Source organism: Spirosoma arcticum (assembly GCF_054779955.1).
Window position 1 is genome coordinate 588926 of the sequence record NZ_BAAGXG010000002.1, and the last position, 26858, is coordinate 615783.

The following is a 26858-nucleotide window of genomic DNA, read 5'->3' on the forward strand; positions in this document are numbered from 1 at the left end:
TGATACCAACACGCATTTATGAAAATTCGTCAAACGCTGCAACACGGTCCGGTTCAGGGCTACCGGTTTGGGTATTCGCCGGTGCAGTTCGTGCAGCCAGTGCCGGTTTGGTGCTATCGGGTGGATGGGTTACTGATCGACACGGCCCAGCGGCATCTACAGCGCGAGGTGCTCGATACATTTGCTCAGCGGCACATCGATCAGATTATCCTGACGCATTTCCACGAAGACCATTCCGGCAATGCGGCTGCGTTACGCCAGCAGCACCAGTGCCCCGTACTGGCAGGCGACCTGACCGCCAAACGAATCGCTGCTGGTTTTTCTCTGTTGCCGTATGAGCGGTTCTGGTTTGGTTCAATAGATCCGTGTCCCGGTGCGTTGCCGCTGCCTGCCCTTATCGACACGGAGCGTTACCACTTTCAGCCAATCCACACGCCCGGTCACTCCGACGACCATTACGTGCTGCTCGAAGCAACTGAAGGCTGGCTGTTTTCCGGTGATTTTTACATTGGCAATCTGCGCCTGTTTCGCCGGGGCGAAAACATCTACCAGATGATCGAATCTACCCGGCACGTGCTCACTTATAACTTCGATACGGTCTTTTGCGGCCATAACCCGGTACTGAGCCACGGGCGACGGGCGGTAGAACGTAAGCTGCATTACCTCGAAACACTCGTAGAGCGCGTGCAGGCCGCTCACAAACGCGGCTTGCGGGGACAGGCTCTGGTGCGGGCAGGTGGGTTGCAGGAGCAGTGGTGGTTGCGAGCATTCACGGGAAATGACGTGAGTGCTATGTACTTGATTCGTTCAATACTGGACGATGCGACGACCTCTGCTTGATTGTTGCGAGTTTCGGCGTTCAGTCAAAATATAATACTGTAGCTGCCAGTCGGAATGACTTAATTTTTTAAGCTATTTTTGTAATTAAACTAATATGTCAATTCATGTGTAACTATTACAATATCAACCGTTTTGCACTCAGCGCGGTCGTTTGGCTATTGACGTGTCTGACGGTGCTGGCTCAGGGTGTTCGGGGCCGGGTAACGGATAGCAAGACAAATTCGGCTGTTCCGGGGGCAACAATCGTGGTTGTTAACACAAATATTGGTGCCACCGCCGATGCAAATGGCGACTATGCCGTCAACCTGAACCCGGGCAGCTACACTCTTCGCGTTAGCTTCGTGGGCTACGAAACCCTGAGCTTGCCCGTAACGGTAACGACGGGCAGCGCCGTGGTGGCCAATGCAACACTGATCGAAGGCGCAGCAAACCTGAATGAGGTTGTCGTGACGGGTTCCAGAAGTGGCGGTCGGGTTAAAACAGAAAGCCCGGTGCCGGTCGACATTATTAATGTACAGCAATTGACCACTCAGGCTCCACAGAACAACCTGACTCAGATTCTTAACTTCGTAGCACCCTCGTTTACTTCCAATACCACAACAGTGGCCGACGGCACGGACCATATCGACCCGGCCCAGTTGCGTGGTCTAGGACCCGACCAGGTGTTGGTACTGGTGAACGGTAAACGCAGACATCCATCGTCACTGGTCAACGTAAATGGTTCACCAGGCCGGGGTTCGGTTGGCACTGACCTAAATGCAATTCCTTCGTTTGCCGTTGACCGGATTGAAGTGCTGCGCGATGGTGCTTCGGCTCAGTACGGTTCCGACGCCATTGCTGGAGTTATCAACGTAAAAATGAAAGAAGCCACCGGGAAACTGGCCTTGTCCGTGTACGGCGGTGGTAATTTCTCGAAGGGATCAAACAACTTTGAGGGAGGCATGGACGGCGGAAATGTTCAGGTAGATGCCAACTACGGCGTTCGAATTGCTAAATCGGGTTTCATTAACATTACGGGTTCGGCTCAGATGCGCGATGCAACCAGCCGCGCCCTGCCCACAACCGGTGCCATATTCAACCGATTCAATGCTATTGAATACAGCACCCAACAGGCAAGCGGCAACGTAAATGCCTTACCTACCAGCATAGATGCCATCAAACAGGGTGCGCTGGGTGTCCCTTATTTTGATGCGGCTACCCAGGCCAGCATTGCCGGAGCAACCACCCTTGCGGGCTTGCGAACCGTTCTTGGCGCTGACGTAACGGAAAACGAATTGACCCGGCGTGGTCTGGTCAGGAGCAATTTCAACATGCGCGTCGGTCAGTCAAGATTGCAAAGTCTACAGTTGTTTGTCAACTCGGCGGTTCCTATCAGTCAAAATCACGAGTTCTACGCGTTTGGAGGTTATGGCCAACGCAATGGGGACGCGGCTGGCTTCTATCGAAGACCTAATCAGAATCGCACGTACACGGGTATATTTATCAATGGTTTCCTGCCCGAAATTCACTCCGAAATTTTGGATGCTTCGGTAGCCGGTGGTTTTCGAGGAAAAGTAGGTTCGTTTAATTATGACCTGAGCAACACGTTTGGCTCCAACACATTTAACTATGGAGTAGAAAATACGGTGAATGCTACGTTATTGAGTAATTCGCCAACCGTGTTTAACGCGGGTGGACTGAATTTCAAGCAAAACACCGTTAACCTCGACTTGAGCCGCAAGTATGACGTATTCGCCGGTCTGAACCTGGCTTTTGGGGCCGAAGCTCGTTTTGAGAGCTACCGCATTAAGGCGGGCGACCAGAACTCATGGGCGGGGTATGACGTAAACGGCAACGTAATTACCACCTCGACCCAGGCCGCTCCGACTGATTTCTTCGGTGCTGCCCGTCCGGGTGGCTCGCAGGTGTTTCCCGGTTTCAGACCCGCCAATGAGACAGAAACGCAAGATGCCAACCGTAGTAGTGTAGCCCTGTACCTTGACACCGAAGTGGACGTTACCACAAAATGGTTGCTGGAGGGAGCCGTTCGTTTCGAGAACTACTCCGATTTCGGCAGCACCACCAACTTTAAGTTGGCAACCCGCTACAAACTAACGGACAACATCAATATTCGGGGAGCGGCATCGACCGGTTTCAGGGCACCGTCATTAGCGCAGATTTACTTTAATTCTACCTCAACTCAATTCGTCGGGGGGGTACCGTTTGAGGTGGGTACGTTCAGTAATGCGTCGCAACCCGCTCAATTACTGGGTATTCCGCAGTTAAAGCAGGAGAATTCGAGAAGCGTGAGCGCTGGTTTCACCGCCACCATACCGGGTACGGGACTGACCATTACGGCCGATGGCTACTTCATTGGCATTGATAACCGGGTGGTATTGACGGACCAGTTTTCGAGGCCTTCCAACTCAACAGACCCTTCACCAGCCAGACTTTTTCCGGTAGGAACTGCGCAACGGAATTTGCAGGACTTGTTCGATCAGGCCAATGCTACGGCCGCTACGTTCTTTGCCAATGCCATCGATACACAGACGAAAGGAATTGATCTGGTTGTTTCGCACCGGGCAAGATTGGGACGCATGTCGTTGCGGACTGATCTGGCCGGTACGATCTCCCAAACAAAGCAGGTTGGCGCTATTAAGGCGTCTCCAATTTTGGCGGAGAACGGGCAGGTAAACCGCTATTTCTCGGAAGCGTCGAGAATCTATTTGCAGGAAGCCGTACCACGGGCTAAGTTCACTCTGGGCCATAGTCTGACCGCCAATAAATTCGATTTATTTCTGAGAAACGTGTATTTCGGCAAAGTGACCGATCCCAATACGGTCGATGTAAACGGCGATGGTTTTGTAGGGGCTACTGTAGTAAATGGCCAGGCCGTAGAAAACGAACACCCTATTTGGGGAGCCAGAGTGATTACCGATCTTTCGGTAGGCTATGCCATCACACCAATCGTAAAACTGGTGATTGGCGCTAACAACATCTTCGACGTTTATCCTGGTAAAAACTTTGGTCCAGTGTCGGCGAGGAGGCCAAATGGGGTAGATGCCAATGGAAACGTTACCTATGCCACCGCACCCGCGACCATTGACCTGTCCAATGCAAATCAGTTTGTGTATTCCAGAAATACATCGCAGTTTGGGCAGAACGGCCGGTTCCTGTTCGCCCGATTGAATTTCACGTTCTGAATAAACCAACCTGTAAGATTTTTGAGACCGGGTTGCGTAGACCTTGCAGGTTTTGTCTAACGAGAAGAGCCACCTGGTTAGGTGGCTCTTCTCGTTAGACAAAATGCCTTGAAAAAGAGTGCCTACGTGTGTTGGTGATTGAGTACGGAGGCAAACAAGCACCCAAAACTAACACACTCAAACACGTCATCTTATAGGCACAAACAGCACCGCATCGGCTACCACCATACCCGTTGCACCGTTGTTGCTCAGCTCTAAATAAGGCGTTGTGCCGGAGGTTAGCTGGTGTTCGCCGAGGCTAATCCAGTCGTTGGACTGGAGCTGCTGATCGAGCGTTAACTTTTTCACTGTTTTGCCCGTGTTCAACTGTACCGACACGCGGCTGGCTTTGCTAATCTGACGTTCGTATTGATCCGGGTTACCACCTCCGCCCAACGGAATAGGGTTATAGACGTAAACCTGGTATCGGCCGGGTCGGTTTTTGGGGAGTATAAATCGTACTGACTTTGGGCCACTTTTGCCGTCGTCCAAGAACATCGAGGTGCCATATTTACCGCCTTTCGTTTCGCGAAGCCACGCTCCCGTGAGCCGAACGCGGGTCGTGTCGTCGTTGTCGATCAGGATTTCGGGCAGCGTACCGTTCATGAGCGGGTTCTGAGCGAGCCGGGTTTGGAGCGTTTTGATGTCGATGGCCTGCACCGATTTCTGCTCATCAATGGCCTGACAAGCCGCTACCGCTGCCGACTGCGCCAGTACCATAAACACCGGCTCCATCCTGATTGACCCGTAAGCGATGTGACTGGCCGATAAACAAACCGGTACCAGCAAATTTTCGACGCTGCCCCGTTTCGGTATCAAGGCCCGGTAACTAACGGGGTAGGGCGGAAACCCGCCAACCTGCACGTCGCCTTCGTTGCGAACCTGAGCCACTGCTCCCGGCCCTTCAACGACTAACCGCTGGCAGTTGTGCGAATCCATGGTGTAGGCTGCCATACCCACGCCGTCCGTGACCGTGGCCTTGCCCTCACAGTTGGCCTGGGTCATTACGTATTCCCCGACCATCCGCCGGGCTTCGCGAATGTACAACTGGTGCGAAAAGTTGGCGTTATCGACATATTCGTCTTTAGGATAACCCCACTGCAACATCTCGTCGCGCAGGTGTTTAGGCATTCGCGGGTCGCGGCCAATGAAATAAAATAAGCCCTTCGTGTATCGTTCGTGATCGCGGATGATTTCGGCGCGACGGGCGTAGGTGGCATTCGGGTAATCGACGTTAGCCCCGATCATGTCGGTCGAAAAGCCTCCGCAGTTGTTGATGTCGGTTTTGCGGTTGGGCATCATCACAAAGTGCATCAGGTTCCAGGTCAGTTCGCCCGGCACTTTTTTCTGAATCTGCCGCAGCAACAGTTCGTATCGGGTAGAATCGTAGTCGGCGGGGCGGGTGATGGGGATGCGGTTTGCCGGGTTGTCAGTAAGGCACATCCGGTAGTTGTACGCCTGAACGGTCTGATCGCCGGAGCCGTTGGGCGCGAGTTTAGCGTTGCTGATACCATACAGCAGGCCACTTTCAGGCTTGCCGGGAATCTTGTATGGGTCGACACCAACGGGAAACTGATGCTTATCCCGGAGTTGAACCCCGTTCCATGTTTCACCGTACTGACTATTGGCTTCTCGCCCAACCGTGTAGGCTACACCCGCTTTAGCCATCAAATCCCCTTCGTAGGTGCAGTCGATAAACTGTTTAGCGTAAACGACGCGGTTCGTTTGTGCCGAAGGAGCGACCGTATTTTCAATCGTAATGTGGGTAATAACCTTACCGTTTAGGGTTGCATCAACGAGCCGATGGCTCATTAAAAGGGGTACATTGGCTTCCTTCACGTACCGATTAAACAGACTTTCAGCGACGTGCGGCTCAAATGTCCATTGTTCAAGTTTGCCGTAATGACTGCCGATGTGCCGGTAGAAATCCCGCGCCAGTCCCGTAATGGCGAATTTATTACCGATATCCGTTGCTCCCAATCCGCCCGCTGAAAGTCCGCCGAGGTGTTGGCTTGGCTCAACGAGTAGTACCGACTTCCCTGCTTTTTTCGCCGTGTAGGCAGCTATGACACCCGCTGACGTGCCACCGTAGACGCACACGTCTACGGTGGTGGGATGCTGCGCACGAAGCGAAAAACAGAGGAGTAATAAGAAAGGTAGGAGTCGTTGCATAATACGTAATGCCGCACCTCTGGTTCGGCCGCAAAGGTTTTTTACAGCCGAACCAGAGGTGCGGCATTACATTCACAAAATAGTTATCAGTTCATTCCAGTGCCGAATATCATACGTTGGTGGATCGCTGACAACGTCACCCGCCGTGTTGTAGAAAACAGTGTCCATACCTACGCCTTTTGCGCCCAGAATATCAGCTTCGTAATTGTCGCCGATCATCAGGCTTTCGGCTACGTCGGCCCCGCTGATTTCCAGGGCATACTGAAAGATAACGGGGTCTGGTTTTTTGGCATCAATCACGCCATTGGTCACAACGTGGGTGAAGAAGTGGCTGATCTCAGCGCTGTCCATCTTAACCGCCTGAATATCGGCAAACCCATTGGTGATAATATGCATCGTGTAACGTCCTTTCAAATAATCCAGCACCGCCCGCGCCGACTCTAATAAATGCGGCTTCCGGGGCAGCAGGTGCAAATATTCGGCGTTGAGGTCGACCTGAACGGCCGACTCGTCCACGCCCAGCGACCGGAATACCATTGGAAATCGGTTCTGCCGAATGTAGCCATGCGTAATGAGATTGCGGTCGTAATCGGCCCACAGTTGGCGGTTCACGGCAATGAAATGTCGGCTGAACTCGGCCGCCGACGCAATGCCCACGTCGGCCAGCCGAAACGTATCGAAGAGTTCGGCAATTGACTCGGCCGAGTTCCGGTCAAAATCCCAGAGCGTATGATCAAGGTCAAAGAAAAGGTGTTTGTATTTCATAACGGTTAGTCAGTTGATGAGTCAGTTAGTTAACCAGCTACTGACCAACTGACTCATCAACTGACTGATAGACTTCAGAACTCAAGTTTGAGTCGTTCAACCGGCTGGTCGTTGACTAAGTGGCTTTCCACAATTTCGGCTACGTCAGCTAATTGAACGTTGCCGTAGTAAGTGCCTTCGGGATAAACGACTAATGCGGGGCCAAAGGCGCAGGCATCGAGACAACTTGTTCGCTGCGCCCGCATTTCTTTCAGCAGGCCGCGTTCGGCGAGGGCCGCTTTGAAGGCATCGACTAAAGCAAGGCCGTGTTCGGTGCCGCAGCTTTTCTTGGGCGCGTCTTTCTGGTTGGCACAGATAAAAACGTGTTTCTTGAATTTCATCCGGTTGCTATATGATTGGTAAACGTTGGCAAAGTTAAACTGGACTACCCAGGTTTTACCAATCGGCGTTGGCGACTTACTTTTTCGCGACAACCATAGCGCGGCCGGGCAGTATTCGATACCAAACGACTTTGTACGCTTTGAGTCCCGCCAGTCGTTGCCACTTTTGGATCTCAGGAATAGAATAATTGCCTGCCGTGCTGGTCATGCCATAAAACAAGTCGGTGCTGCTTCCTACTAACTCAGGCTTCTCACCGACCTCTGGTCGTATGAACTCATTGACAATAAAAACGCCCCCCGGTCGCAACGCCCGCGTTACCTTGTCAACTACCAACTGGTTTTGCTCCGACGTGAAATGGTGCGCCAGACTCGACAGGAGAACAATGTCGTATTGCCCCTCACCGAAATCGTCGGTAAGGGCATTGCCGGGCTGGTGCCGGACTCGGTCGCCCATTCCCTGCCGGGCCAGCAGGGGAGCTGCCTGCTCAATGGCGGGCGGCAGATCCAAAATGACGGACGTTAGCGCTGGCAGTTTTTTACAGAGTGCCACCGAGTGCTGCCCGTGCGAACCGCCAATGTCGAGCATGTGACGGGCGGATTTGGGCACGGGTGCCCGCCGTCCAAACTCCCGCGCTTCGGTGCTGGTAGCGGCTACCATTCCTTCCTGATAATAACGCCATTGTTCGGCCGAGAGCGTGTCGTGATACTGAACGCCCTGGCCCGTTTCGAGGTATTCGCCGAGGTGACTCAGCCAGTCCCACATAACGCGGTTGTTGAACACCATCATGCCATGTACCGATTGCGGGTCATCTTTAACCGCAAACCGCCGGGCCATGCGCGTTAGTTTGAACCGGTCATTTTGGTACGTGAAATACCCCATTGCCGTTAGCAATCCCAGTAGCTCACCCAATGCTTTACGGTTTAACCGGAGCGTATGGACGAGGTCGTCGAGGGTTTTTGGCCCATTTTTAGCCGCGTCAAAAACACCTTTGTCGGCGGCTTCCAGCACGGCTTTTGCCAGCACTGGCATGATTTGTGCGTGGAGGAGGGGGATTGGTGCGAGGTTGGCGCGAAGGGCTATCCATTCGAGCGCATTTTCGGGAGAAATGGTGAGTTGCATGAAAAACAGATACGTCTACCCATACAACTCGTAGAAACGAACTCTGTCCGACGAAAAGTTGACTTATTTTGGACCTGATTCTTGAGTAAGCGGTGTTTTTCTGACTTTGGTCGGCTGAGGCTTCGTTACCCTAAAACTAATTCAGACACTTTCTGTTATTATGTAGCTACACGTATCGTTAAGGCGTATATAGTGCTGACTATCTGATAGATAACAAACAAAGCCTCACTCACCATGACAAGACATTCTACCGACTTCCAGCCATGACCAACTCCGACTTTCCGCATTCGGAGTCGTTTCCTCCTACTGATTCAGTGGCTATTGATCAGATCACTTTTTTTCAACTTTATGATCAATATGCTCCCGTGCTGCTGGGCGTTATCACGGCCATCGTGAACGATAAAGACGAAGCTGTGCGTGTGCTTGAGGTTACCTTCACCAAGATCCGCTCACAGTTTGGTCAGTTTAAATCCCACCAGCCCCTGTTTGTTTGGCTCTTGTCAATAGCACGCGCTACAGCTTCAGACGCCAATAAGAACCTGGTGAAACCGGATCTGCCTGTTCTTCACCGCTCCAGTACCGGGAAGGTTGACGCATTCGTTAACAGCAGTACCACCACGGTCATTCCCGGTGCTCAAATCCCGGTTCTGTCCCCGACGTACGATCTGCTCAACACCATAATCTATAAAAACTGCACGCTTGAAGAAGCCGTGTCGAACATGGGTACGCCGGTTGAGACAGCGCGGCAACAACTCCGGCTGGCTATGCAACAATTGCGCTCGTCAAAGTCAGTTTGAAGGTTTCGTGGATTGCTGAACAACCTCGTGCAGATTTCCCCAAGCCTGATTCAGTACCTGTTCGATTTGTTGCCAATCGGCTTCGCTGGCCCCACCCGTGTGTTTTCCTGCGTCGTCGCACAGTTGCATTGCATTCGTTCGCAACTGGGCGTACGTTGTGAATTCGGGAGCGGACCGGCTATACAAAACCGCTGATGTCCGGGCCAGCGCTACAGCTAAATCGGAGTAGGAATAACGGTTGCGCTGCCGGTGCACAATCCACCAGTCAAGCTCCAGAGCCGCTACTCGTTGTACCTCGAATTGTTCGCGGCTGAGTTCCTGAATAGCTTGGTAATAGTCGGTCAGAATGGGTAGTGCCCGCCCGTAATCGGCCCGCGACTGGCCCTGTTTGAAAACGAACGCGGCTCGGGTAGCCTGAAACGCCAAACCAAACGATTTCCAGAAGGGTGCCCGAAACTGCTGGCGCAGGCCTCCGGCTAACTGCCAGAACAACAGAACGGGTTTCTTTTCGTAGTAAGACCGCCACATGGCCGTTTCCAGACGGGCCACTTCGGCCGGATCGAACTGACGGAGACTGTGTTTTCGGGGTATAACCACATCAGTCACAATCCAGATTAGCAAGGCCAGCAGCGCGCCACGCCCGAGCCAGCGAATTAACTTTTTCTGGCTCGGGCGCGTCAGGTTCAGCACGTCTCTCACTGGTCAGGTTCAGGATTTCAACGTGGGCTTGCTCTTCGCGGCAACCGGTTTTTTGGCAGTTTTGGCTCCGGTGGTGGCTGGGTTGCGTTCCGTCATCGTAACGGGGTCCCAATGCACGACTTTCTGCTCAAAGTAGCTTTTGTTGCAGGCCAGCACCGGGGCCGCAGCCCGGAAGCCAAACACCGGGTCCTCGATGGTGCCTTGGCTACCTTCCCGCACGTTCTTAAAGAAATCGGCGAAGTGTTTGCCGTGAGCGTCGTCATCCTTCGGCGCGTCGAACCGGACTTCTTTAGCGGGTTCGGCCGTGCGGGTTTCGGGGGGATATTTGGCGTCGTACTGCTTCACGAATTCCTGCTGCACGGGTTCGGTAAAGGTGAAAAAACTGTCGTAATTGCCGTAGCCGGGAGCCTGGGGTAGTTTTTTCTTGGTCAGGATCAGGTTGTCCTCCGAGAACTCGATCTGTCCTTCGTTGCCAATAATGCGCGTGACATTGCTGATTTTACCTGCATTGGCGAAGTTTACCCGCAACACCATCTGAAATGCCTCGTGCTGCTCGGTTTTGGGGTAGTCCATCACGCTCGTCATCACATCGGGAACATCGCGGCCCTCTTTCCAATACGCCAGATTGCCCGACGAATAAATGCGCGTTGGTCCGAGGGTGTTGGTCACGAAATGGACGCCCGTGATGAGGTGAACGAACAGGTCGCCCGCCACGCCCGTGCCGTAGTCTTTGTAATTACGCCACCGGAAAAACCGGTTGGCGTCGAACGGCCGTTTGGGCGCGTCGCCGAGGAAGCGGTCCCAGTCGAGCGTCGTTAGCGAGGCATCGGGCGGCACCGAGTAATTCCAGGCACCAATGGCGTTAAACCGGTCATTATTGGATTCGATGTAGTTGATGGCCCCAATATCACCCGCCTGCACCATCCGTTTAGCTTCCTGAAACGATGCGCTGCTGATGCGCTGACTCCCCACCTGCATGGTCTTGCCCGATTTTTTCCACGCGTCGATCACCGCTTTGCCTTCGTTAATGTGCTGTACCATTGGCTTCTCACAGTAAACGTGCTTTCCGGCTTTGAGAGCCGCAATGGTGATGTGGTCGTGCCAATGGTCGGGGGTTACGACCAGGACCGCGTCGACATCGGTCCGGGCCAGCACCTCCCGGTAGTCGCGGGTGGCGAAAAGTGCTTTGTCTTTACCGAACGCAGTTTTGGCGTGTTCGAGCCGACCGTCGTACAGATCGGCCACGGCGACCAATTCTACGTCGGGGCTGCGCAGGGCTGCCATCGTATCGAAATTGCCCTGTATGCCCATGCCGATGGTGGCAATGCGAATCTTGTCGTTGGGGCTAATGCGTTTCAGATTCGGAATATAATTGAAACCGAGCGGGCTGGCGAGGCTCTGCGTAGCCGCCAGTGCCGAAGCTGCCGACAGGGTTTGAAGAAAGGTACGTCGATTGGCTTTCATACGGGAACGAGTTTGTCGTATGAAAGTCAAAGCAGTCTTGGGCCAAAAAATACCTGATCGCCTATTAAGCATCAACGTACATAAGCTTCTTATTTTTTGTCGAACTGCACGGCCACCCATTGCCGGTCGGTGGGTACTTTGTGGGTAGCCTGCCAGACGTACATAGCCTGCTCTAAGGCTACGTTCAGGTTCCGTTTTGTTTGCCGACGGGCAATGTTTAGCGGGCGATCTACGGTTTCTTCGTAGATCAACTGTTTCTGGCTTGTGTAAAATCGAACGGTGCATTGGTGACTCTTAGGCATCCATTCAACAACCCAGAATCCCTCAGGAGTTAGAACGGGTGCGTTTTTTAGTTGAGCCAGTCCCGGAATCGAGGCAACTGTGAGCATGAATGCTATCATGGCTAAGCGGAGGTAAGATGAAATGTTCATTGTATACATATTTATTGGTGTTGCCCTTAGTCGCTGCTCAGGTCAACTTTACAAACACATACACGTTACCGTTCGCTCAATGGCAAATTGCCCCGACGCCCCTCGCCATTTCGTGCGCATCCCCAGCTACTTTTCCTACCTTTACACCGCCGTTTCACCGAACCCTTTTTGGCAGAGGGCCGTTAGTTCAATACATCCTAAAAATCAACGCGCTTCGGCGCCACCCTCATGAGCGACGCCATCAAACATGAGTGCGGCATTGCCTTTATTCGGCTCCGCAAACCGTATCAATATTATATCGACAAGTATGGCACGGCCCTTTACGGCGCTAACAAGCTTTATCTGCTTATGGAAAAGCAGGTAAACCGAGGGCAGGATGGGGCTGGTATTGCGAACATCAAACTCGACGTACCACCCGGCCACCGCTACATCAGCCGTTACCGCTCCGTCGATCAGCGACCCGTAACGGACATCTTCGAGAAGGTTAACAAGAAATTCCGAAAAGCCCTAAAAGGCAATAAAGACAAGGCAAAAGACGCGCAGTGGCTCCAGAAGAATATCGCGTTCACAGGTGAAGTCTGGATGGGGCACCTGCGCTATGGCACTCACGGAGCCAACGAGATTGAGAACTGCCACCCCATGCTCCGGCAAAGCAACTGGCGCAGCCGAAACCTCGTGATGGCTGGTAATTTCAACATGACCAATGTCGATAGCCTATTCGATAAGCTCGTGTCGCTCGGTCAGCATCCCAAGGAAAAAGTTGATACCGTTACCGTAATGGAGAAGATCGGCCATTTTCTGGACGAAGAAAATCAGCGCGTATTCGACCGGTTTAAGGGCATTTATGAAAACCCGGACCTGTCGGACATTATTGAAGAGAACTTAGACATTCAGCGCGTGTTGCACCGGTCCTGCCGTGATTTCGACGGTGGTTACGCCATGGTGGGCATGACGGGCTATGGTGGTGCTTTTGTGGCTCGCGACCCGGCCGGTATCCGCCCCGCTTATTATTATGCCGATGATGAAGTAGTGGTAGTGGCTTCGGAAAAGCCCGCTATTAAAACGGCATTCGACGTCGAATACAGCGAAATACGGGAAGTGCAGCCCGGCCACGCGCTTATCATCGACAAACACGGTGAATACGCCGAGCACCAGTTTGTGAAGCCCATTGAAAAGCGGTCGTGCAGTTTCGAGCGGATCTATTTCTCGCGTGCCACCGACCCCGACATTTATAATGAGCGCAAAACGCTGGGTAAACTGCTCGTGCCGCAGATTTTGAAGGAGATCGACTACGACCTCGAAAACACGGTTTTCTCCTATATTCCAAACACCGCTGAAACAGCCTTTTTCGGGATGGTTGAAGGGTTGGAGGAGTATTTGTATAAGCAACGTAAGAAAGCCATTATGGAGGGAATCCTGTTCGAGCAGGAGCTTGACCGGGTGCTTTCGTTTCGGCCGCGCATCGAAAAGTTAGTGTCCAAAGACGTAAAACTGCGAACGTTCATTGCCGATGACGCTCAGCGCGACGACATGGTAGCGCACGTATACGACACAACGTTTGAGGTAATTAAGAAGGGAAAAGATAACGTTGTGGTAGTCGACGATTCCATTGTGCGGGGTACGACCCTTGAAAAAAGTATTCTGCGTATGCTGGACCGGCTTGGTCCCAAAAAGATCATCATTGTTTCGTCGGCTCCGCAGATACGCTTTCCCGATTGTTACGGCATCGACATGTCCAAATTCAGGGAATTCGTTGGTTTCCGGGCGGCCATGGAACTCCTCCGCGAACGTGGGCAGGAACACATTGTGGACGAGGTCTATGCACAGTGCGTGGCGGCAATCGAGTCGGGCAATGCAACCGAGCATAATTACGTGAAAGCCCTGTTCGACCCATTTACGCACGATGAACTCTCCCGCAAAGTGGCTCAGATTGTGACGCCCTCCGATTTAAAAGCTGAAGTAGCAGTCGTGTATCAAACGGTCGAAAACCTGCACCGGGCCTGTCCTAATCACTCCGGCGACTGGTATTTTACGGGTAACTACCCCACGCCCGGCGGTAACAATGTCGTCAACAAGGCCTTCGTTAATTTCATGGAAGGTAAGCTGGTCAGGGCTTACTGAGGAGTAATGTAAAGTGAACGGCGCTGGCGGTCCCGAATGGTCAACGTACGATAGGATAGACATTCCCACTGTACATTGACCATTCGGGGCCACCAGCGCCGTTCATTTTACATTACCCTCATTTCCTCCACCCCAACGCCAGTATGTTCTGACCAACCCGGCGGCCGTTGGCCAGCCCCTGCTCATTGCTATAACGGTAATGTATACCCCCGTAGAAGCGGGAAATGGCCGCTTCTTCACTGTACTCACGGAATGAATTGAACGAACGCGCCGTGAACCCCCGCGTGTCGTGCGAATGATCGGTGAAGGCGTAGTTGGAGCCAAACTGATCCTCTAAAATAAGGGCGGCTGCTCCGGATCCGCTGGAGTGACCCGACGTATATTCGGGAAACGGGGGCGTTGCCAGCAGAGACTTCCACAGGGGATCAATGGCCTGATTAATGTAAGAAACGGGTCGAATTAAATTGAATTTATACTTGCAGCGCCAGCAGGCGATAAACGCATCGGTCGTTGCTATACCGATTTTGGCGTATGTTTCGGCGGCTTTGGCCAGCGTTGCTTTTTCTTTCCGAATTACCTGTGTGGCAATGGAAACGCCGTGGCCGGGAGGGGTAAACGTCTTCCCGGGATCGTCGGACCAGAACAGCGCAATCGCCTTCTGGTCGGCTGTCAGGTTCTTACCGGCAGAATAAACATCCATCGCCTGCGCGAAGAATGGAGAATTGGTTTGAGTCGAGTACGCTGTTGGTTCAGCCGGATCGGTTGTGGCGTTGACTGCTACGAACGAGCGATTTTGCCCCCAAGTTGGCTGCATTGGAATGAGTTGAGCACTCGTTGGCCGCCAGAAACCGGCGCCCGTTGGCACCACATAACTGGCTGGAAAGTTGCGCGAGTAACCCTCATCCCCTCCGTCGGTTTTGGCATAAGCAGATACGGCGTCGCCGATGCTTTTCCCGAACGTGACCGATCGGTTAATGACTGCTTCAGGCACATCTTTTCCTAAACTGGCGGATAAAGCCGTTTCTAATGAGTCGACCAGTTTTTTGTTTACATCGGACGTATTAGCCCAGAGACTGCGCACTATAGTAGCCTCGGCTGCGTTGGCGCTCAACGGCCAGTTATATTCCTCGTTCGTTTCGGGTTTAGGCAGCGTGGTCAAACCAGCGAGTTGTCCGGCCAGCGAACGATGCGTCGGTAAGCCAGGCACGATGGCTTCGTATAACGTCAACCCGGCGTATCCGAGTGCTCTTGATACAACAGGGGGCGTATTTCCGGCCGTGTTCTGGGCAAGTTTCAGTTGCAAATCATTCCAGTTGGTTGCCACATCAGCGCTGTACTGATCTGCGGCCTTACCGTTTGAAGTAACGGGCTGAACAATATCGCCCGCATTGGGGCGACAACTTTGCAACAACGAAACCAACATTAACAAAACGAACTGTCCATATCTGGCCATTGCCGTTAAGTTCAACTGTTTCTGGCGCGAACGTACTGTAGAATAATTCATGATGGCTTAGCAATAAGGTGCGTTGTTATATCTATTGATAAGGATAGCTCTCCATATGTGAGCAAAAATTTTGCCACATGAAAATTCGGTTAGTTCATCTGCTAATCGGCAGGATCGACCGACAACTAAATTTTCACTGTAAATTTGACTGACAGTACCAGAATACCCCTGAAGTTCTATGCGTATACCCGAAGAAACCGTTGATCGAATCCGTCAGGCCGCTGATATTCTGGAAGTGGTTGGTGATTTTGTTTCGCTTAAAAAGCGCGGTAGCAATTATACTGCCTGCTGCCCCTTTCATAATGAAAAGTCGCCCTCGTTTAATGTCAACCCCACGCGGCAAATCTATAAGTGCTTCGGGTGCGGTAAGGCGGGCGATGCCGTTAAGTTCGTTATGGACATTGAGAACATCGGCTACGGCGAAGCATTGCGGTATCTGGCCAAGAAATACGGTATTGAGATTGCCGAACAGGAACAAACGCCCGAAGACCTGCTGCGCCAGAATGAGCGCGAAAGCCTCCTGATTATTCTGAACTTTGCCAAAACGTTCTTTCAGGAAACGCTTCAAACAACTGACGAAGGCAAAAGCATCGGTCTGAGTTATTTCCGGGAACGGGGCTTCACCAACCCTACCATCGACGCGTTTGAACTGGGTTATACGCTCGATAAATGGGATGCGCTCTTACAGGAGGGTACGCGCCGGGGCTATAATCGCGATTTGCTTGAGAAAGCTGGGTTGATTTTACGCAAAGAGACTACGGCCGGTGGTGAAGACAAAGTATTCGACCGGTTTCGGGGCCGGGTTATGTTTCCAATTCATAACGTCTCGGGTCGGGTCATTGCCTTCGGAGCACGCATACTGAAAGCCGACAAAACGCAACCCAAATACCTAAATTCGCCCGAAACATCCGTCTACCATAAGAGCCAGGTACTGTATGGCATTTTTCAGGCCAAACAAGCCATCCGGCACGAGGATGTCTGTTACCTGACGGAGGGGTATACCGACGTCATTTCGCTGCATCAGGCGGGCATCAAAAACGTGGTAGCTTCGTCGGGAACATCCCTGACAACCGAGCAGATTCGGCTCATTGCCCGCTTCACCCCCAACGTTACTATCCTCTACGACGGTGACGCGGCTGGCATAAAAGCGGCTCTTCGTGGGCTGGATATGGTACTGGAAGAGGGGCTTAACCTCCGGCTGTTGCTCCTGCCCGATGGCGAAGACCCCGATAGTTACGTCCATAAAGTAGGGGCGGAAGCTTTTAAAGAGTACGTCCGAAGTGACGCCAAAGACTTCATCGACTTTAAAGCGGGTCAGTGGTTGACTGAAGCGGGCGATGACCCGCTTAAACGGGCTGAGGGAATTTCGGACGTGTGCGCCAGCATTACCAAAATACCCGATGCGCTCAAACGCCAGACGTTGTCGCAGCGAGTAGCACAGGTTTTCCACGTCAGCGAACAAACTGTAATCACCGAAATCAATCGACTGCTCAGGAAACGACAGGAGCAGAACAAGAAAGACGTTGATCGCCAGAAGGATCGTCAACAGATGGCTGGTCCTGCCGATGAATCGCCAATGGACGTGTCCCGCTCTGGTTCAGAAACGGATATGGCGGACATCAACGCGCTGTTAGCTGAAGCAGGCATTGGCCAAATGGATTCCGGCGGTCTCAGTAGCGCGTCTGACGTGCCAGCGACGTTGCGCAACGCTCATTCATCGGTTACGCGCCCACCAATATCCTATCAGGAAGAAGAATGCATTCGGCTGCTTATAAATTACGGAGTGCGTGAACTGGAGCCGGGTATTACCCTCTGCCATTATATGCTGAGCGAACTCACTGATATTGATTTTCAAACAGCCCCGTTCAACCTAATCCTAACCTTGTTTCGCGAAGCCTACGGGCAGGGTGACATTCTCACGGCTGGTGACTTTCTGAACCGCAGAAGTCGAAGTTCATTCATAAGCCAACCTGAGGATGCAGAAATGCAGCACCAGGCTATCCATTTAACTACCCCCCGTTACGAGATAAGTGAGGGCTGGCTGAAGCACGAGATTCACGTACCGTCCGAAGAGGAAATTGGTATACTGGCTGATGCCGCATTTCGTAATATTCTCCGTATTAAAAAGATATTGGCTGAGCAACGCATGGCGGTGTTACAGCAAAAACTTCGCGAAGTAAGTAGTGAGACGCCTGACGAAGCCGATCAGCTAATGACCGAGTTTATGCACTTTAAGCGAGTTGACATGGACATATCGCTTCTGCTGGGTACGGTTATTTCGGGATAATTTAGGTCAAATATTACTGCATCAATCAAAATCTATTGTCTCTATTTTTGCTAATTTACTCAATAAGTAAACAAAATGTATAAATATAATTCTAATACGACTACATGTCAGTTGGAACAACTGTAGTAAAAAGTTACTACAAAAAAGTCCCCCAATCACTTGGGGGACTTAACCTTTATCAATTGGGAGGGGTGAACACTATGCTTGCGCTACCGTCGTAACCTGGATCAGTTCGGCATCGATTTTCCGGTTCAACTCGTCCAGCAGGTAAGCATGTGAGCGGAGTTGACTGGGCTTGGAGGGTTGCGCCGAACGACTTGGGCTTTGGCCGGTCATGTCGAGCAGCAACGTCATCAACACATCACTCATGTGCTGGCGCAACATTATTAATTTACGCAAACGTGCTTTGCTCTGGACGGGCTGCCGCCGGGCATTTGTTTGCATCTTATTAATTACTTCAGTCAGGGTGGCGTAGCGATGGTGAAACGCTTCGGTCGCTTTTACCCACTCCATAATCATTGACTGCACCTCCGCTGGAGATGCTTCATAAGCCGACGGCATTACTTCCTCTTGATGCTTCATTGCCACAATACATTAATGATTATTCCCTAAGCGATAATCAAATGTACAGCGGTGATGTGGGCGTAAACAATCTGAATTGTGTGAAATCACCATTTCCCCGGACGAAATCACTCAAATCTCGACATGATAATTGTTCATTTCATCCGGTGAAACGGTGATTTCACACAATTCATGCGATTGTCAAACATTCAGGTCACTACCTTCACTTACCCAATTTTTAAGATACATGATGGACAAATCTGCGAATGACCAGGAGGTCGCCAAAAAATTTGCGCTTCGTCGCCGTGACTTTTCAATTCTTGTAGCCCAGTCTGAAGTGTTCAACTGCGAAGTTCTAAGCCAGCTATTGAAAGAGAAAGGCTACAACGTTGTAGGCCGCGCTGTGGAGATGGATGATACACTTCAACAAATTCGGGTGAAACGCCCAAGTTGTGTCATTCTGGAGTCAGAGATGTCAGGTCGGCTCGGTTTCGATGCTGTTCAGGAGATGCAGCAATCCAACTTACAGACTAAGTTTATCTTGTATACCAGCAAACCTGACTTTCGTATGGTGGGGGAAGCTATGCGGATGGGTTTTTTTGGCTTTCTGTACGCCAGCGACGGTTTAGAGGAATTATACCGTTGTTTCCAGACCGTCAGTGATGGGGGCTGTTACTACAGTCCCGGGTTTGTGAACCTGCTTAAAGGCTACGGTGTAGAAGTAATGACTGAGGCTACTCGTGATGAACTGAAACGACTCACTGACCGCGAACGTGAAGTTTTGAAAATGGTAGCATTTGGGCATACGGCCGACGAAATTGCTAATCAGTTAGGCATTAGCTACCGGACAGCAGTCAACCACAAGGCGCATATAGCGAAGAAGTTAGAACTTGGTAGCTGCCGACAATTGCCTCGTTATAGTATTGCTGTAAAGAACTACCTATAAAGAGTTGATAATAAACAACTTAAGCATAAGAGCCTGTGGGCTTTCTCTCGGGAAGGGACTGTTGATTTTCCTGCAGCCATTCACGAAAAATCTGCATGCGGGCGCGGGGAACAACAATCTCGTGGCGGTCGGGTGTATTGAGCCGGACTATGTATTTTCCATTTTCCCAGTAGGCGTAGTTCAGTACGGCGTGCCGATTAACGATGTAGTCACGCTTAACGCGGAAAAACTGGCCTGGGTCAAGCTCGGCTTCCAGTTCGTTGAGGGTTTTAACCACTGCATACCGGCCTTTGGCTAACTCAGCATAGTAAGAACGATCTTCGATGGTGAAGAAATAAACGTCGCTCGTTGGAAAGTCAAGTTCACCAAAAGGATTCTTTCCTTTAAGATGATTTAAGTAGGGAGACGGAGTCGCTGGTTTGGGAATGAAAGTAGCCGACAGCGCCAGCGTTTCCTGAGCTGCTCTGGTGGCTTCGGCTTCGGCCGCTTCCTGCGCTTCCCGGCGTTGTTTGAGGAAATCAGACAGCAACGAAATGTTCAATGCAACGTAGCCCATCAGAATGACAGGAAAGAGGTACTTGAAATACAAAGCCCAAGAGTATGTGTCAATAATAAAATCGCTCCAATATAACTGTAAAGAATATTCAGGAAAATGTTTTATCAAAAACCTTACAGTTTGCGTGAATGGATTGAAGAACCAGAATGAAAGCGCCAAAATGGGTAAGAACTTCAGTTCATACTGACCAATGGAAGCCCAGTCGTTCCGAACGGCGTTAATCTTCAGCCACAGGTGCGAACGGTTAACGAAGGCAATGGTGAAAATGAGTGTAATTAACTCCGGTAGAAACAAACCGTAAAATATTAAACCAGTGTATGGTAGAAAACCACCGGCGTCATGCACCTGCTTTAACTTTATATTATGAGCGATGGACCACGAAACCAGTTCAATAAGCAAGAGAATGCCCAGCAGAATGAATACGCTGTTCATCGGGTTGCTCAAGAAACGGCGGGTGAGACGAATCTCCTTCATGATCGTGCTGTAATCAATATTTCGACTAAGATACTGGTAAAATTTAACTTATTCCAACAAGCCATTGTGACTTTTTTGTGATTGTTGCCCCTATAGGCAGGTAGTAGCTTTGTAACATCAAAAGGCGGATAAATCGCCGGTTAACAAAAGCAACTAACTTAAATCAAACAAATCATTATGAAAGCTCAATTCTCTATCAAGCAAGTAAACGTGTTGAAGAATTCGGTAAAGGTAGCTGCTAAAGCAGAATCAACCAACCTGATGAAGTTCCTGTCTGCCGGCGAATGCTGCAAAGAATATATGCTGCCCGACGAATTCAAGGGTCTGTCCAAGCCAGTTTTCTCGCTCTAACCTACACGAACTATGCCAACGGCACGTACGCTGTACAAAAGAGAACTGGCCCATTGCCGTGAGCAGTTCAAGCGCGTCGATTTGCAGAAGGAACGGGGTTACCTAATGAAATTCACTACGTTCTCGGCGAATGTGGAGAATATCATGCCCTCCATCCCTCGCAGTAAGCACGAAACCCTGTTTCGGGAACTGTTGTTGCAACAGGTGTTCGCTACGTTCGATCAACAATGCCTGTCGGCAGGTGATCTGGTAAAACTTAGTGGTGCCCAGGATGTAATTACGCAAAACGAGGGCGCAAAGATTTACTGTACGTATCATCTTGGTTCCTATCGTCAGCTAACAAGCGTGCTTTTCAGGAAGGGTGTGGATTGTGTATTGCTTGTTGGCAGCAATATGAACCGCGAACAGGGCGGGGGCATGACGGAGCACATAGAAGCACTACGCGAGAAACACGGACTAACAAACGTCTTTCGCGTTGTTGAAACAGGTAGCCCGTCGGCTGGTCTGACGATTCTGCGGGAGTTGAAAGCGGGACGGTCGCTAATTGTTTACGTAGATGGCAGCCCTGAGACAGCCCCGGAACCGGGCGAGGAAACTCAGTTTCTGTCTATCCGGTTGGGTCACCGGCGTATTATGACGCGGAAAGGAGTTGGCTATCTTTCGCACGCGGCTGGGGTGCCCATCGTTCCGGTCATTGGCTACCGGGAACCCGATTCGACGAATGTGCTTCATTTTCTAAATCAAATCCGGCCCATTCGTCAGAGTAATCGGGATATGTATTGTCAGGAAGCCATGCAACAGCTTTACGACGCCTTCTGGCCCTACTTAAATCGCTATCCAGGTCAGTGGGAGGGCTGGAACTACATCCACTCATTCCTTGAGCCGGAATTGCCTAAGCACGCTTTGTATAGACGCCAATCGGCCCGGCCGACATTCAATCGGGACCGCTACACGTTGTGCGATCTGGAACAGGCGCCCGTTCTCTTCGACCGGCGGCTGTATCAGACCTACGAGATTACCGAGGATCTGCGTGATCTGCTCCTGAATCTCAATGCAGTGGACTCCGTTGAGGGGGTCGTTGGTCAGGAAATGTTCGGTGAGTTAGTCGAGATGGAAGTTCTCTGCTGAGACACAGTCCGTAAACATGCTGAAGCAGCGAAGGCTCAACCTGGTATAGGTTGAGCCTTCGCTGCTTCAGCATGTGCGTTGCCGTCAGGACACGTTACCTACTTCGATCACTTCACCAGTTTTATTGAGAAACTTAAAATTGACAATACCCAGCGAACTGTCTTTTACCAACTTGACCCACGTTTTATACTTGGCATACCATTGCATCTGCTTTGAATACCAGCCTTTAGTGTAATATGCGTACAGAAAAGGGTGCATGGCAATCGAGATACCGCGCTCGTTTTGTTTGGTCAGGATGTAGTCAAGATTGTTTTCAATGACGTCCGTAACCAACACACTGGCCTGGATGGTCCCCGTGCCGTCGCAGGTTGGGCATACCTCGCGCGTCACAATATTCATTTCGGGCCGGACGCGTTGCCGCGTAATCTGCATGAGTCCGAACTTAGTCAACGGCAAAATCGTGAACTTCGAGCGGTCCGGCTTCATTTCGTCCCGCATTATGTCCTGAAGCAGTTTTTTGTTCTCGGCCTTCTTCATGTCGATGAAGTCGATTACAATGATACCGCCCATGTCGCGCAACCGAAGCTGCCGGGCAATTTCTTTGGCGGCTTCCCGATTGACGCTGATGGCGGTAGCTTCTTGGTCTTCTTCCGAGTTCGACTTGTTACCGCTGTTGACGTCAATGACATGCAAAGCCTCGGTATGCTCAATAATCAGATAACCACCGCCGGGCAAACTAACTGACCGGCCAAATAATGATTTGAGCTGTTTCTCAAGACCTAATGCTTCAAACACTTTGGTCTTGCCGGTGTGTAATTTGACGATCTTCTCTTTCTCAGGAGCAATTGTGTGAATAAACGTCCTGATTTCGTCAAATGATTCTTTCGTATCGACTGTAATGCTCTCGAACGATTCGTTGAGCATGTCTCGTAGAATGGACGAAGCCCGGTTCATCTCCCCCAGAATCCGGTCCCGTGGTTTGGCATCGGCGAGAACTTTCACGGCCTGCTCCCACTTCTCGAGCGAGTGCTGCAGGTCGCGGTCCAGCTCTTCAACATCTTTCTCCTGAGCAACGGTCCGCACAATGACACCGAAGTTGGGCGGCTTCAGCGACGACATCAATCGGAGCAACCGGGACCGCTCGGCACGGTCAGTAATCTTTTTGGATAGATTTACGCCGTCTGAGAACGGGACAAGTACCAGATAACGGCCCGCGATGGAAATGTCGCAGGAAAGGCGTGGACCTTTGGTCGAAATGGGTTCTTTAACCACCTGAACCAGAATGGGCGCATTTTTGGTCAGTACTTTATCGATTTTTCCAATCTTTTCGATAACCGGCTCCAGATTCGTGCCGTTAAGCCGACCGGTGGTGACGCGCTTGGCGATTATATCTTTGACAAACTTGTTGAGCGAATTGATGTTCGGCCCCAAGTCCTGATAGTGCAAAAAACCGTCTTTCTCGTGGCCAACGTCCACAAAAGCCGCATTGAGGCCCGACGAAAGTTTTTTGACAGTTCCTAAGTAAAGATCGCCAACGGTGAAATTGCTGTCTAACTCTTCTTCGTGATACTCCAGCAGTCTCTTGTTTTGCAAGAGCGCAATCCGATCACCTTTCTGAGTCGAACTGATAACTAATTCATTACTCACAAGATGAAAGTACGGTTAGAATGGCTGTATAAAAATAAAGAAGCCACGTTCGGGCTTTGCAGACCGGCACGAGGCTTCCACATAACAAGCTTTTGAGTTTGTAAGACTCCGTGGGGAGACAACACAAACCCAAAAACTATTTCTTTTTATGCCGGTTTTTTCTGAGCCGTTTCTTCCGCTTGTGAGTGGCAATCTTATGCCGCTTTCGTTTCTTACCGCAAGGCATGATGTAAATAGTGTTTAAAGTTAAAATATACGTCGGCTAACTACTCAGTCAGCCCTTAAACTAATGCGTAATGATTAATGAAGAATGCCGATTCTCATTTACCGCCAATTGCTCATTGGTCACTTTAACCGATCCTCATATTCATGAACTGCTGCCAAAATCTGCGGATCTTTCTCCTGCTTCTTCACTTCCGCCAGCACACGTCTTGCTTCTTCCTTCTGACCGGCCTCCGCCAAACTAACGCCTAAGTAAAACTGCGCTTTCCGACTGGTTGGATTGTTAACCAGTATCTGCCGAAACCGCTCAATAGCTCGCCCATACTGATTTGACCGCATCGACAGCAAACCCAGATTAAACAAAGCCAGCTCGTTTGTTGGTTCCTGCTGTAACACTTCACGTAACAGCATTATTCCCTGCATCGGCGTTTCTGTATTGACGTAGGTCATCGCCATATTGGCTTTTGCCGAGAGCAGATTTGGATTCCTGGCGAGAACTTTCTGGTAGTAATCACGGGTCTTTTGACCCAGCGTCGCTATCTTCTTCTCGTCAACGGCAAAAGTGTACGCTTCAAAATAAGCATCACCTGCCCGAAGCATGTTTCGTTCGTTCGGCTGCGCTATAGCTAATAAGTCGGCGTAACGAGCGGCACTGTCGTAGCGGGTAAGCTCCCGAAAAGCAACAATCAGTTTCTCACCAACGGCTTCTTTCTGAGCGGAGTTAGCTTCGGCAAACGCAATTCGCAACGTTTCCAGACGCTTTTGCTCCGCTACCGACACTGGCTTTTCGTGAATTTCCGAGCGGTCAGGCTGGCTGTCATCGACTGGCCCGGATGAAGCGGCTGCATTCAACGAATCAGAAGCAGCACGACCCGCTCCCTGCGATTGGCGTCCACCCCCAATAGATTGGGTTAACTGCCGATTTTCGTTGCGTACAACAACCTTTGGCAGGGTGTACAAACCAACCGTTAGGGCCGAAGCCAGCACGACAACAAGCAGCACGAATTTATTCATACTTAGCTTTCTTCTCTACTCAGCGGCTACTTTGGCTTTATCGCTGGTTTTCACTTGCTCAACGAAAATCTTAGCGGGTTTAAAACTCGGAATGAAGTGCTCGTCGATCACCATAGCGGTGTTCTTAGAGATGTTCCGGGCTACTTTCTTGGCTCTTTTCTTGTTGATGAAACTGCCGAACCCTCTCACGTAAATATTCTCTCCCTCGGCCAATGAGTCTTTTACTACCGAAAAGAAGGTTTCGAGGGTGTTCGTTACCTCGGCCTTATCGATTCCGGTCTTATCGGCGATCTCTGCAATTACATCTGCTTTCGTCACGACTTCTTAAACTTTAACGTTTACTGTGTTGTTGAAAATTCGGGTGTCAAAAATGGGAGCACAAAGGTAGAGGTTTCCGGTAAACTATAAAAACCCTGCTTGTTTCATTTTCCCACTAACGACGTTTTTTTTCTTTTATTTTGAATTGGCAATCAGACGCTAACGCCACCGAAATAACTTTTGCGCCAACGCTCGAGCGGTGGTATGAACACCATAAACGTAACCTTCCGTGGCGTCACACCCGCGATCCGTATCGTATCTGGCTATCGGAGGTAATCCTACAGCAAACCCGCGTGGCGCAGGGAAAACCGTATTATGAACGCTTCGTTGATGCGTATCCAACCGTAGCGGATATGGCCCGTGCCGACGAGCGGGAACTGCTCCGACTTTGGCAGGGATTAGGCTATTACTCCCGAGCCCGAAATCTTCATCAGACTGCCCGTCACGTAACGGATGAGTTGGCCGGAAAGTTTCCCGATACATTTCGTGACTTGCTGAAAATGAAGGGTATAGGTGTTTACACGGCAGCGGCTATTGCTTCGTTCGCCTTCGGTGAGCGTGTTCCAGTAGTAGATGGCAACGTGTATCGGGTATTGGCACGCGTGTTTGGCATCTATGCCGATATTACGACTACGGGAGCGAAAAAAACCTTCGCTGAACTGGCCATGCGTCTGATTCAAAAAGCCGATGATCCGGCTACCTACAACCAGGCAATCATGGAGTTCGGGGCTATTCAGTGTACCCCTCTATCACCCGACTGCCTGTTGTGCCCAGTTCAGCAACAGTGCGTTGCCTACCTGAGTGGCAGTCAGCACCGCTTGCCCGTGAAAGCAAAGAAGGCGCCCGTTCGTCAGCGGTTTTTCAACTACCTGGTTTTCACTAACGGAAACAAAGTAGCCCTTCGCGAACGCACGAACCGCGACGTATGGCAAAATCTGTACGATTTCTACTTGCTTGAAACGGACGAAGACCAACCGACGTTACCTGATTTGTCACTACCAGAACATGTGCGTGATTTGGTGAAGCATGGGCGTTCCATAAGTCTGCCAACAACGGCCGTGCAGCTATTGTCGCACCAGCGTATTCGTGCCCATTTCTTCGCAATCGAGTTGCCTGACAGCGCGTCCGCACGTTTACCAGATGGTTTAAACTGGTACACGGCTAAGGAGGCTGAGCAACTACCCAAGCCTGTATTAGTCACCAATTATTTAGAAAAAGCGTTTGGATAAGTCGGTTTGAATCAGTATCTTTAATTGTTCTTAAGCCGCACAATTTTTTCAGACGTAATCAAAAAACGCAGTATGGCAAGCCTTAATAAAATGACAATAATCGGCAATTTGGGAGCTGATCCTGAAGTGCGGTATTTAGACGGCGGTGCTGTCGTTGCGCAGTTTAACGTAGCAACGACGGAGAAATACACCAACCGAAACGGGGAGAAAGTAGAGCAAACCGAATGGTTTCGGGTTGAACTGTGGAACGAACAGGCGAAAGTAGCCGAGAAGTATCTCAAGAAAGGAAATCCTGTTTACGTAGAAGGCCGTTTGCGGACGGAAGTCTGGACCGATAAGGAAGGCAAGGAACGTACGTCGTTGCGGGTTCGTGCTAATACAATGCAATTGTTGGGTAGTCCGAACGACCGTCAGGATGATGGGTATTCTGAAGCGCCCCGTCAGCAACAAGCCGCACCAACGCCCGCTGCGGCTCCGGCCCCCCAACAAGCTGCGTCCCGTCAGCAAGCCGCACCTGCACCCCGTCAGCAGCCGCAGCGTAGAGAGCCGGAACCGGTTCCGTTTGAGAACAACAGTGGTGACGACGATTTGCCGTTCTAATCCATATGCTG

At 51.0% G+C, this 26858-nt stretch carries 23 protein-coding genes; 10 read left to right on the top strand and 13 right to left on the bottom strand.

The genetic code is table 11. From position 1 onward, the window contains the following. The first annotated feature begins 18 nt into the window (after positions 1-18). The gene (locus ACYVHB_RS06950; RefSeq protein WP_461050884.1) at positions 19-840 is read left to right on the top strand and encodes an MBL fold metallo-hydrolase; all 822 of its coding nucleotides are present in this window, start codon (positions 19-21) and stop codon (positions 838-840) included. A gap of 104 nt (positions 841-944) precedes the next feature. Continuing rightward, complete coding sequence (locus ACYVHB_RS06955) at positions 945-4022, top strand: TonB-dependent receptor (protein ID WP_461050886.1); 3078 nt, start codon at positions 945-947, stop codon at positions 4020-4022. A 186-nt stretch (positions 4023-4208) separates the two neighbouring features. Here ACYVHB_RS06955 and ACYVHB_RS06960 read toward each other — a convergent pair whose 3' ends face one another. From ACYVHB_RS06960 to ACYVHB_RS06975, 4 genes are all read right to left on the bottom strand, one after another. Further along, positions 4209-6233, bottom strand: coding sequence for an FAD-dependent oxidoreductase (locus ACYVHB_RS06960; protein WP_461050888.1), 2025 nt, complete (start codon positions 6231-6233; stop codon positions 4209-4211). A gap of 72 nt (positions 6234-6305) precedes the next feature. Beyond that, positions 6306-6998, bottom strand: a complete 693-nt coding sequence (locus ACYVHB_RS06965) for a YjjG family noncanonical pyrimidine nucleotidase (RefSeq protein WP_461050889.1) — start codon at positions 6996-6998, stop codon at positions 6306-6308. A gap of 74 nt (positions 6999-7072) precedes the next feature. Then, positions 7073-7378 carry a (2Fe-2S) ferredoxin domain-containing protein gene (locus ACYVHB_RS06970; RefSeq protein WP_461050891.1) on the bottom strand — a complete coding sequence of 102 codons (306 nt, stop codon included), beginning with the start codon at positions 7376-7378 and terminating at the stop codon, positions 7073-7075. A gap of 76 nt (positions 7379-7454) precedes the next feature. Then, positions 7455-8498, bottom strand: coding sequence for a methyltransferase (locus ACYVHB_RS06975; RefSeq protein WP_461050893.1), 1044 nt, complete (start codon positions 8496-8498; stop codon positions 7455-7457). A 263-nt stretch (positions 8499-8761) separates the two neighbouring features. Between ACYVHB_RS06975 and ACYVHB_RS06980 the strand changes: the two genes are divergently transcribed. Next, a complete protein-coding gene (locus ACYVHB_RS06980; protein WP_461050895.1) occupies positions 8762-9295 on the top strand; it encodes an RNA polymerase sigma factor in 534 nt (177 codons plus the stop codon). Here ACYVHB_RS06980 and ACYVHB_RS06985 read toward each other — a convergent pair. The 3 genes from ACYVHB_RS06985 to ACYVHB_RS06995 all read right to left on the bottom strand — a co-directional run bounded on the left by ACYVHB_RS06985 (position 9287) and on the right by ACYVHB_RS06995 (position 11889). Further along, positions 9287-9994, bottom strand: a complete 708-nt coding sequence (locus tag ACYVHB_RS06985; RefSeq protein ID WP_461050897.1) for a hypothetical protein — start codon at positions 9992-9994, stop codon at positions 9287-9289. The two genes, ACYVHB_RS06980 and ACYVHB_RS06985, sit on opposite strands and share 9 nt — an antisense overlap. Before the next feature lie 9 nt (positions 9995-10003). Continuing rightward, the gene (locus ACYVHB_RS06990) at positions 10004-11458 is read right to left on the bottom strand and encodes a Gfo/Idh/MocA family protein (protein ID WP_461050899.1); all 1455 of its coding nucleotides are present in this window, start codon (positions 11456-11458) and stop codon (positions 10004-10006) included. Positions 11459-11547: 89 nt separating this feature from the next. Beyond that, complete coding sequence (locus ACYVHB_RS06995; RefSeq protein ID WP_461050901.1) at positions 11548-11889, bottom strand: hypothetical protein; 342 nt, start codon at positions 11887-11889, stop codon at positions 11548-11550. Positions 11890-12117: 228 nt separating this feature from the next. Between ACYVHB_RS06995 and ACYVHB_RS07000 the strand changes: the two genes are divergently transcribed. Continuing rightward, the gene (locus ACYVHB_RS07000; RefSeq protein ID WP_461050903.1) at positions 12118-14010 is read left to right on the top strand and encodes an amidophosphoribosyltransferase; all 1893 of its coding nucleotides are present in this window, start codon (positions 12118-12120) and stop codon (positions 14008-14010) included. A gap of 118 nt (positions 14011-14128) precedes the next feature. Here ACYVHB_RS07000 and ACYVHB_RS07005 read toward each other — a convergent pair whose 3' ends face one another. Then, positions 14129-15514: a vanadium-dependent haloperoxidase gene (locus tag ACYVHB_RS07005; protein WP_461050905.1), complete on the bottom strand. Its 1386-nt coding sequence runs from the start codon at positions 15512-15514 to the stop codon at positions 14129-14131. A 178-nt stretch (positions 15515-15692) separates the two neighbouring features. Here ACYVHB_RS07005 and dnaG point away from each other — a divergent pair, with 178 nt between their 5' ends. Continuing rightward, complete coding sequence (gene dnaG, locus ACYVHB_RS07010; protein ID WP_461050907.1) at positions 15693-17801, top strand: DNA primase; 2109 nt, start codon at positions 15693-15695, stop codon at positions 17799-17801. A gap of 198 nt (positions 17802-17999) precedes the next feature. On the opposite strand, the gene ACYVHB_RS07015 is transcribed toward dnaG, so the two are convergent. Then, positions 18000-18383, bottom strand: coding sequence for a hypothetical protein (locus ACYVHB_RS07015; protein ID WP_461050909.1), 384 nt, complete (start codon positions 18381-18383; stop codon positions 18000-18002). Between the two features lie 226 nt (positions 18384-18609). On the opposite strand from ACYVHB_RS07015, the gene ACYVHB_RS07020 reads away from it, so the two are divergent. Then, on the top strand, positions 18610-19308 hold the full coding sequence (locus tag ACYVHB_RS07020) for a LuxR C-terminal-related transcriptional regulator (RefSeq protein WP_461050911.1): 699 nt from the start codon (positions 18610-18612) through the stop codon (positions 19306-19308). Positions 19309-19327: 19 nt separating this feature from the next. Here the strand turns inward: ACYVHB_RS07020 and ACYVHB_RS07025 are convergent, their stop codons facing one another. Next, a complete protein-coding gene (locus tag ACYVHB_RS07025; RefSeq protein ID WP_461050913.1) occupies positions 19328-20338 on the bottom strand; it encodes a LytTR family DNA-binding domain-containing protein in 1011 nt (336 codons plus the stop codon). Positions 20339-20515: 177 nt separating this feature from the next. Here ACYVHB_RS07025 and ACYVHB_RS07030 point away from each other — a divergent pair, with 177 nt between their 5' ends. Then, complete coding sequence (locus ACYVHB_RS07030; RefSeq protein ID WP_461050915.1) at positions 20516-20689, top strand: hypothetical protein; 174 nt, start codon at positions 20516-20518, stop codon at positions 20687-20689. 12 nt (positions 20690-20701) lie between these two features. Continuing rightward, positions 20702-21817, top strand: a complete 1116-nt coding sequence (locus ACYVHB_RS07035; protein ID WP_461050917.1) for a lysophospholipid acyltransferase family protein — start codon at positions 20702-20704, stop codon at positions 21815-21817. Between the two features lie 84 nt (positions 21818-21901). Here the strand turns inward: ACYVHB_RS07035 and ACYVHB_RS07040 are convergent, their stop codons facing one another. The 3 genes from ACYVHB_RS07040 to ACYVHB_RS07050 form a co-directional block, all read right to left on the bottom strand. Continuing rightward, positions 21902-23464, bottom strand: a complete 1563-nt coding sequence (locus ACYVHB_RS07040; RefSeq protein ID WP_461050919.1) for an Rne/Rng family ribonuclease — start codon at positions 23462-23464, stop codon at positions 21902-21904. 345 nt (positions 23465-23809) lie between these two features. Beyond that, positions 23810-24700: a tetratricopeptide repeat protein gene (locus tag ACYVHB_RS07045; RefSeq protein ID WP_461050921.1), complete on the bottom strand. Its 891-nt coding sequence runs from the start codon at positions 24698-24700 to the stop codon at positions 23810-23812. Between the two features lie 15 nt (positions 24701-24715). Next, complete coding sequence (locus ACYVHB_RS07050; RefSeq protein ID WP_461050923.1) at positions 24716-25018, bottom strand: HU family DNA-binding protein; 303 nt, start codon at positions 25016-25018, stop codon at positions 24716-24718. Positions 25019-25158: 140 nt separating this feature from the next. On the opposite strand from ACYVHB_RS07050, the gene mutY reads away from it, so the two are divergent. Together mutY and ACYVHB_RS07060 are read left to right on the top strand one after the other, a co-directional pair. Next, the gene (gene mutY, locus ACYVHB_RS07055; RefSeq protein ID WP_461050925.1) at positions 25159-26247 is read left to right on the top strand and encodes an A/G-specific adenine glycosylase; all 1089 of its coding nucleotides are present in this window, start codon (positions 25159-25161) and stop codon (positions 26245-26247) included. Positions 26248-26319: 72 nt separating this feature from the next. Next, on the top strand, positions 26320-26847 hold the full coding sequence (locus ACYVHB_RS07060; RefSeq protein WP_461050927.1) for a single-stranded DNA-binding protein: 528 nt from the start codon (positions 26320-26322) through the stop codon (positions 26845-26847). Positions 26848-26858 lie beyond the last annotated feature (11 nt).

What these genes read in the sequence shown, in the direction of transcription:
- ACYVHB_RS06975 (WP_461050893.1), bottom strand. Translation starts at nt 8,498, where the DNA reads ATGCAACTCACCATTTCTCCCGAAAATGCGCTCGAATGGATAGCCCTT.
- ACYVHB_RS07025 (WP_461050913.1), bottom strand. Translation starts at nt 20,338, where the DNA reads ATGAAGGAGATTCGTCTCACCCGCCGTTTCTTGAGCAACCCGATGAAC.
- ACYVHB_RS06980 (WP_461050895.1), top strand. Translation starts at nt 8,762, where the DNA reads ATGACCAACTCCGACTTTCCGCATTCGGAGTCGTTTCCTCCTACTGAT.
- ACYVHB_RS06950 (WP_461050884.1), top strand. Translation starts at nt 19, where the DNA reads ATGAAAATTCGTCAAACGCTGCAACACGGTCCGGTTCAGGGCTACCGG.
- ACYVHB_RS07020 (WP_461050911.1), top strand. Translation starts at nt 18,610, where the DNA reads ATGATGGACAAATCTGCGAATGACCAGGAGGTCGCCAAAAAATTTGCG.
- ACYVHB_RS06995 (WP_461050901.1), bottom strand. Translation starts at nt 11,889, where the DNA reads ATGAACATTTCATCTTACCTCCGCTTAGCCATGATAGCATTCATGCTC.
- ACYVHB_RS06990 (WP_461050899.1), bottom strand. Translation starts at nt 11,458, where the DNA reads ATGAAAGCCAATCGACGTACCTTTCTTCAAACCCTGTCGGCAGCTTCG.
- ACYVHB_RS07060 (WP_461050927.1), top strand. Translation starts at nt 26,320, where the DNA reads ATGGCAAGCCTTAATAAAATGACAATAATCGGCAATTTGGGAGCTGAT.
- ACYVHB_RS07000 (WP_461050903.1), top strand. Translation starts at nt 12,118, where the DNA reads ATGAGCGACGCCATCAAACATGAGTGCGGCATTGCCTTTATTCGGCTC.
- dnaG (WP_461050907.1), top strand. Translation starts at nt 15,693, where the DNA reads ATGCGTATACCCGAAGAAACCGTTGATCGAATCCGTCAGGCCGCTGAT.
- ACYVHB_RS06965 (WP_461050889.1), bottom strand. Translation starts at nt 6,998, where the DNA reads ATGAAATACAAACACCTTTTCTTTGACCTTGATCATACGCTCTGGGAT.
- ACYVHB_RS07015 (WP_461050909.1), bottom strand. Translation starts at nt 18,383, where the DNA reads ATGAAGCATCAAGAGGAAGTAATGCCGTCGGCTTATGAAGCATCTCCA.
- ACYVHB_RS06970 (WP_461050891.1), bottom strand. Translation starts at nt 7,378, where the DNA reads ATGAAATTCAAGAAACACGTTTTTATCTGTGCCAACCAGAAAGACGCG.
- ACYVHB_RS07035 (WP_461050917.1), top strand. Translation starts at nt 20,702, where the DNA reads ATGCCAACGGCACGTACGCTGTACAAAAGAGAACTGGCCCATTGCCGT.
- ACYVHB_RS06960 (WP_461050888.1), bottom strand. Translation starts at nt 6,233, where the DNA reads ATGCAACGACTCCTACCTTTCTTATTACTCCTCTGTTTTTCGCTTCGT.
- ACYVHB_RS07005 (WP_461050905.1), bottom strand. Translation starts at nt 15,514, where the DNA reads ATGAATTATTCTACAGTACGTTCGCGCCAGAAACAGTTGAACTTAACG.
- ACYVHB_RS07030 (WP_461050915.1), top strand. Translation starts at nt 20,516, where the DNA reads ATGAAAGCTCAATTCTCTATCAAGCAAGTAAACGTGTTGAAGAATTCG.
- ACYVHB_RS07045 (WP_461050921.1), bottom strand. Translation starts at nt 24,700, where the DNA reads ATGAATAAATTCGTGCTGCTTGTTGTCGTGCTGGCTTCGGCCCTAACG.
- ACYVHB_RS06955 (WP_461050886.1), top strand. Translation starts at nt 945, where the DNA reads ATGTGTAACTATTACAATATCAACCGTTTTGCACTCAGCGCGGTCGTT.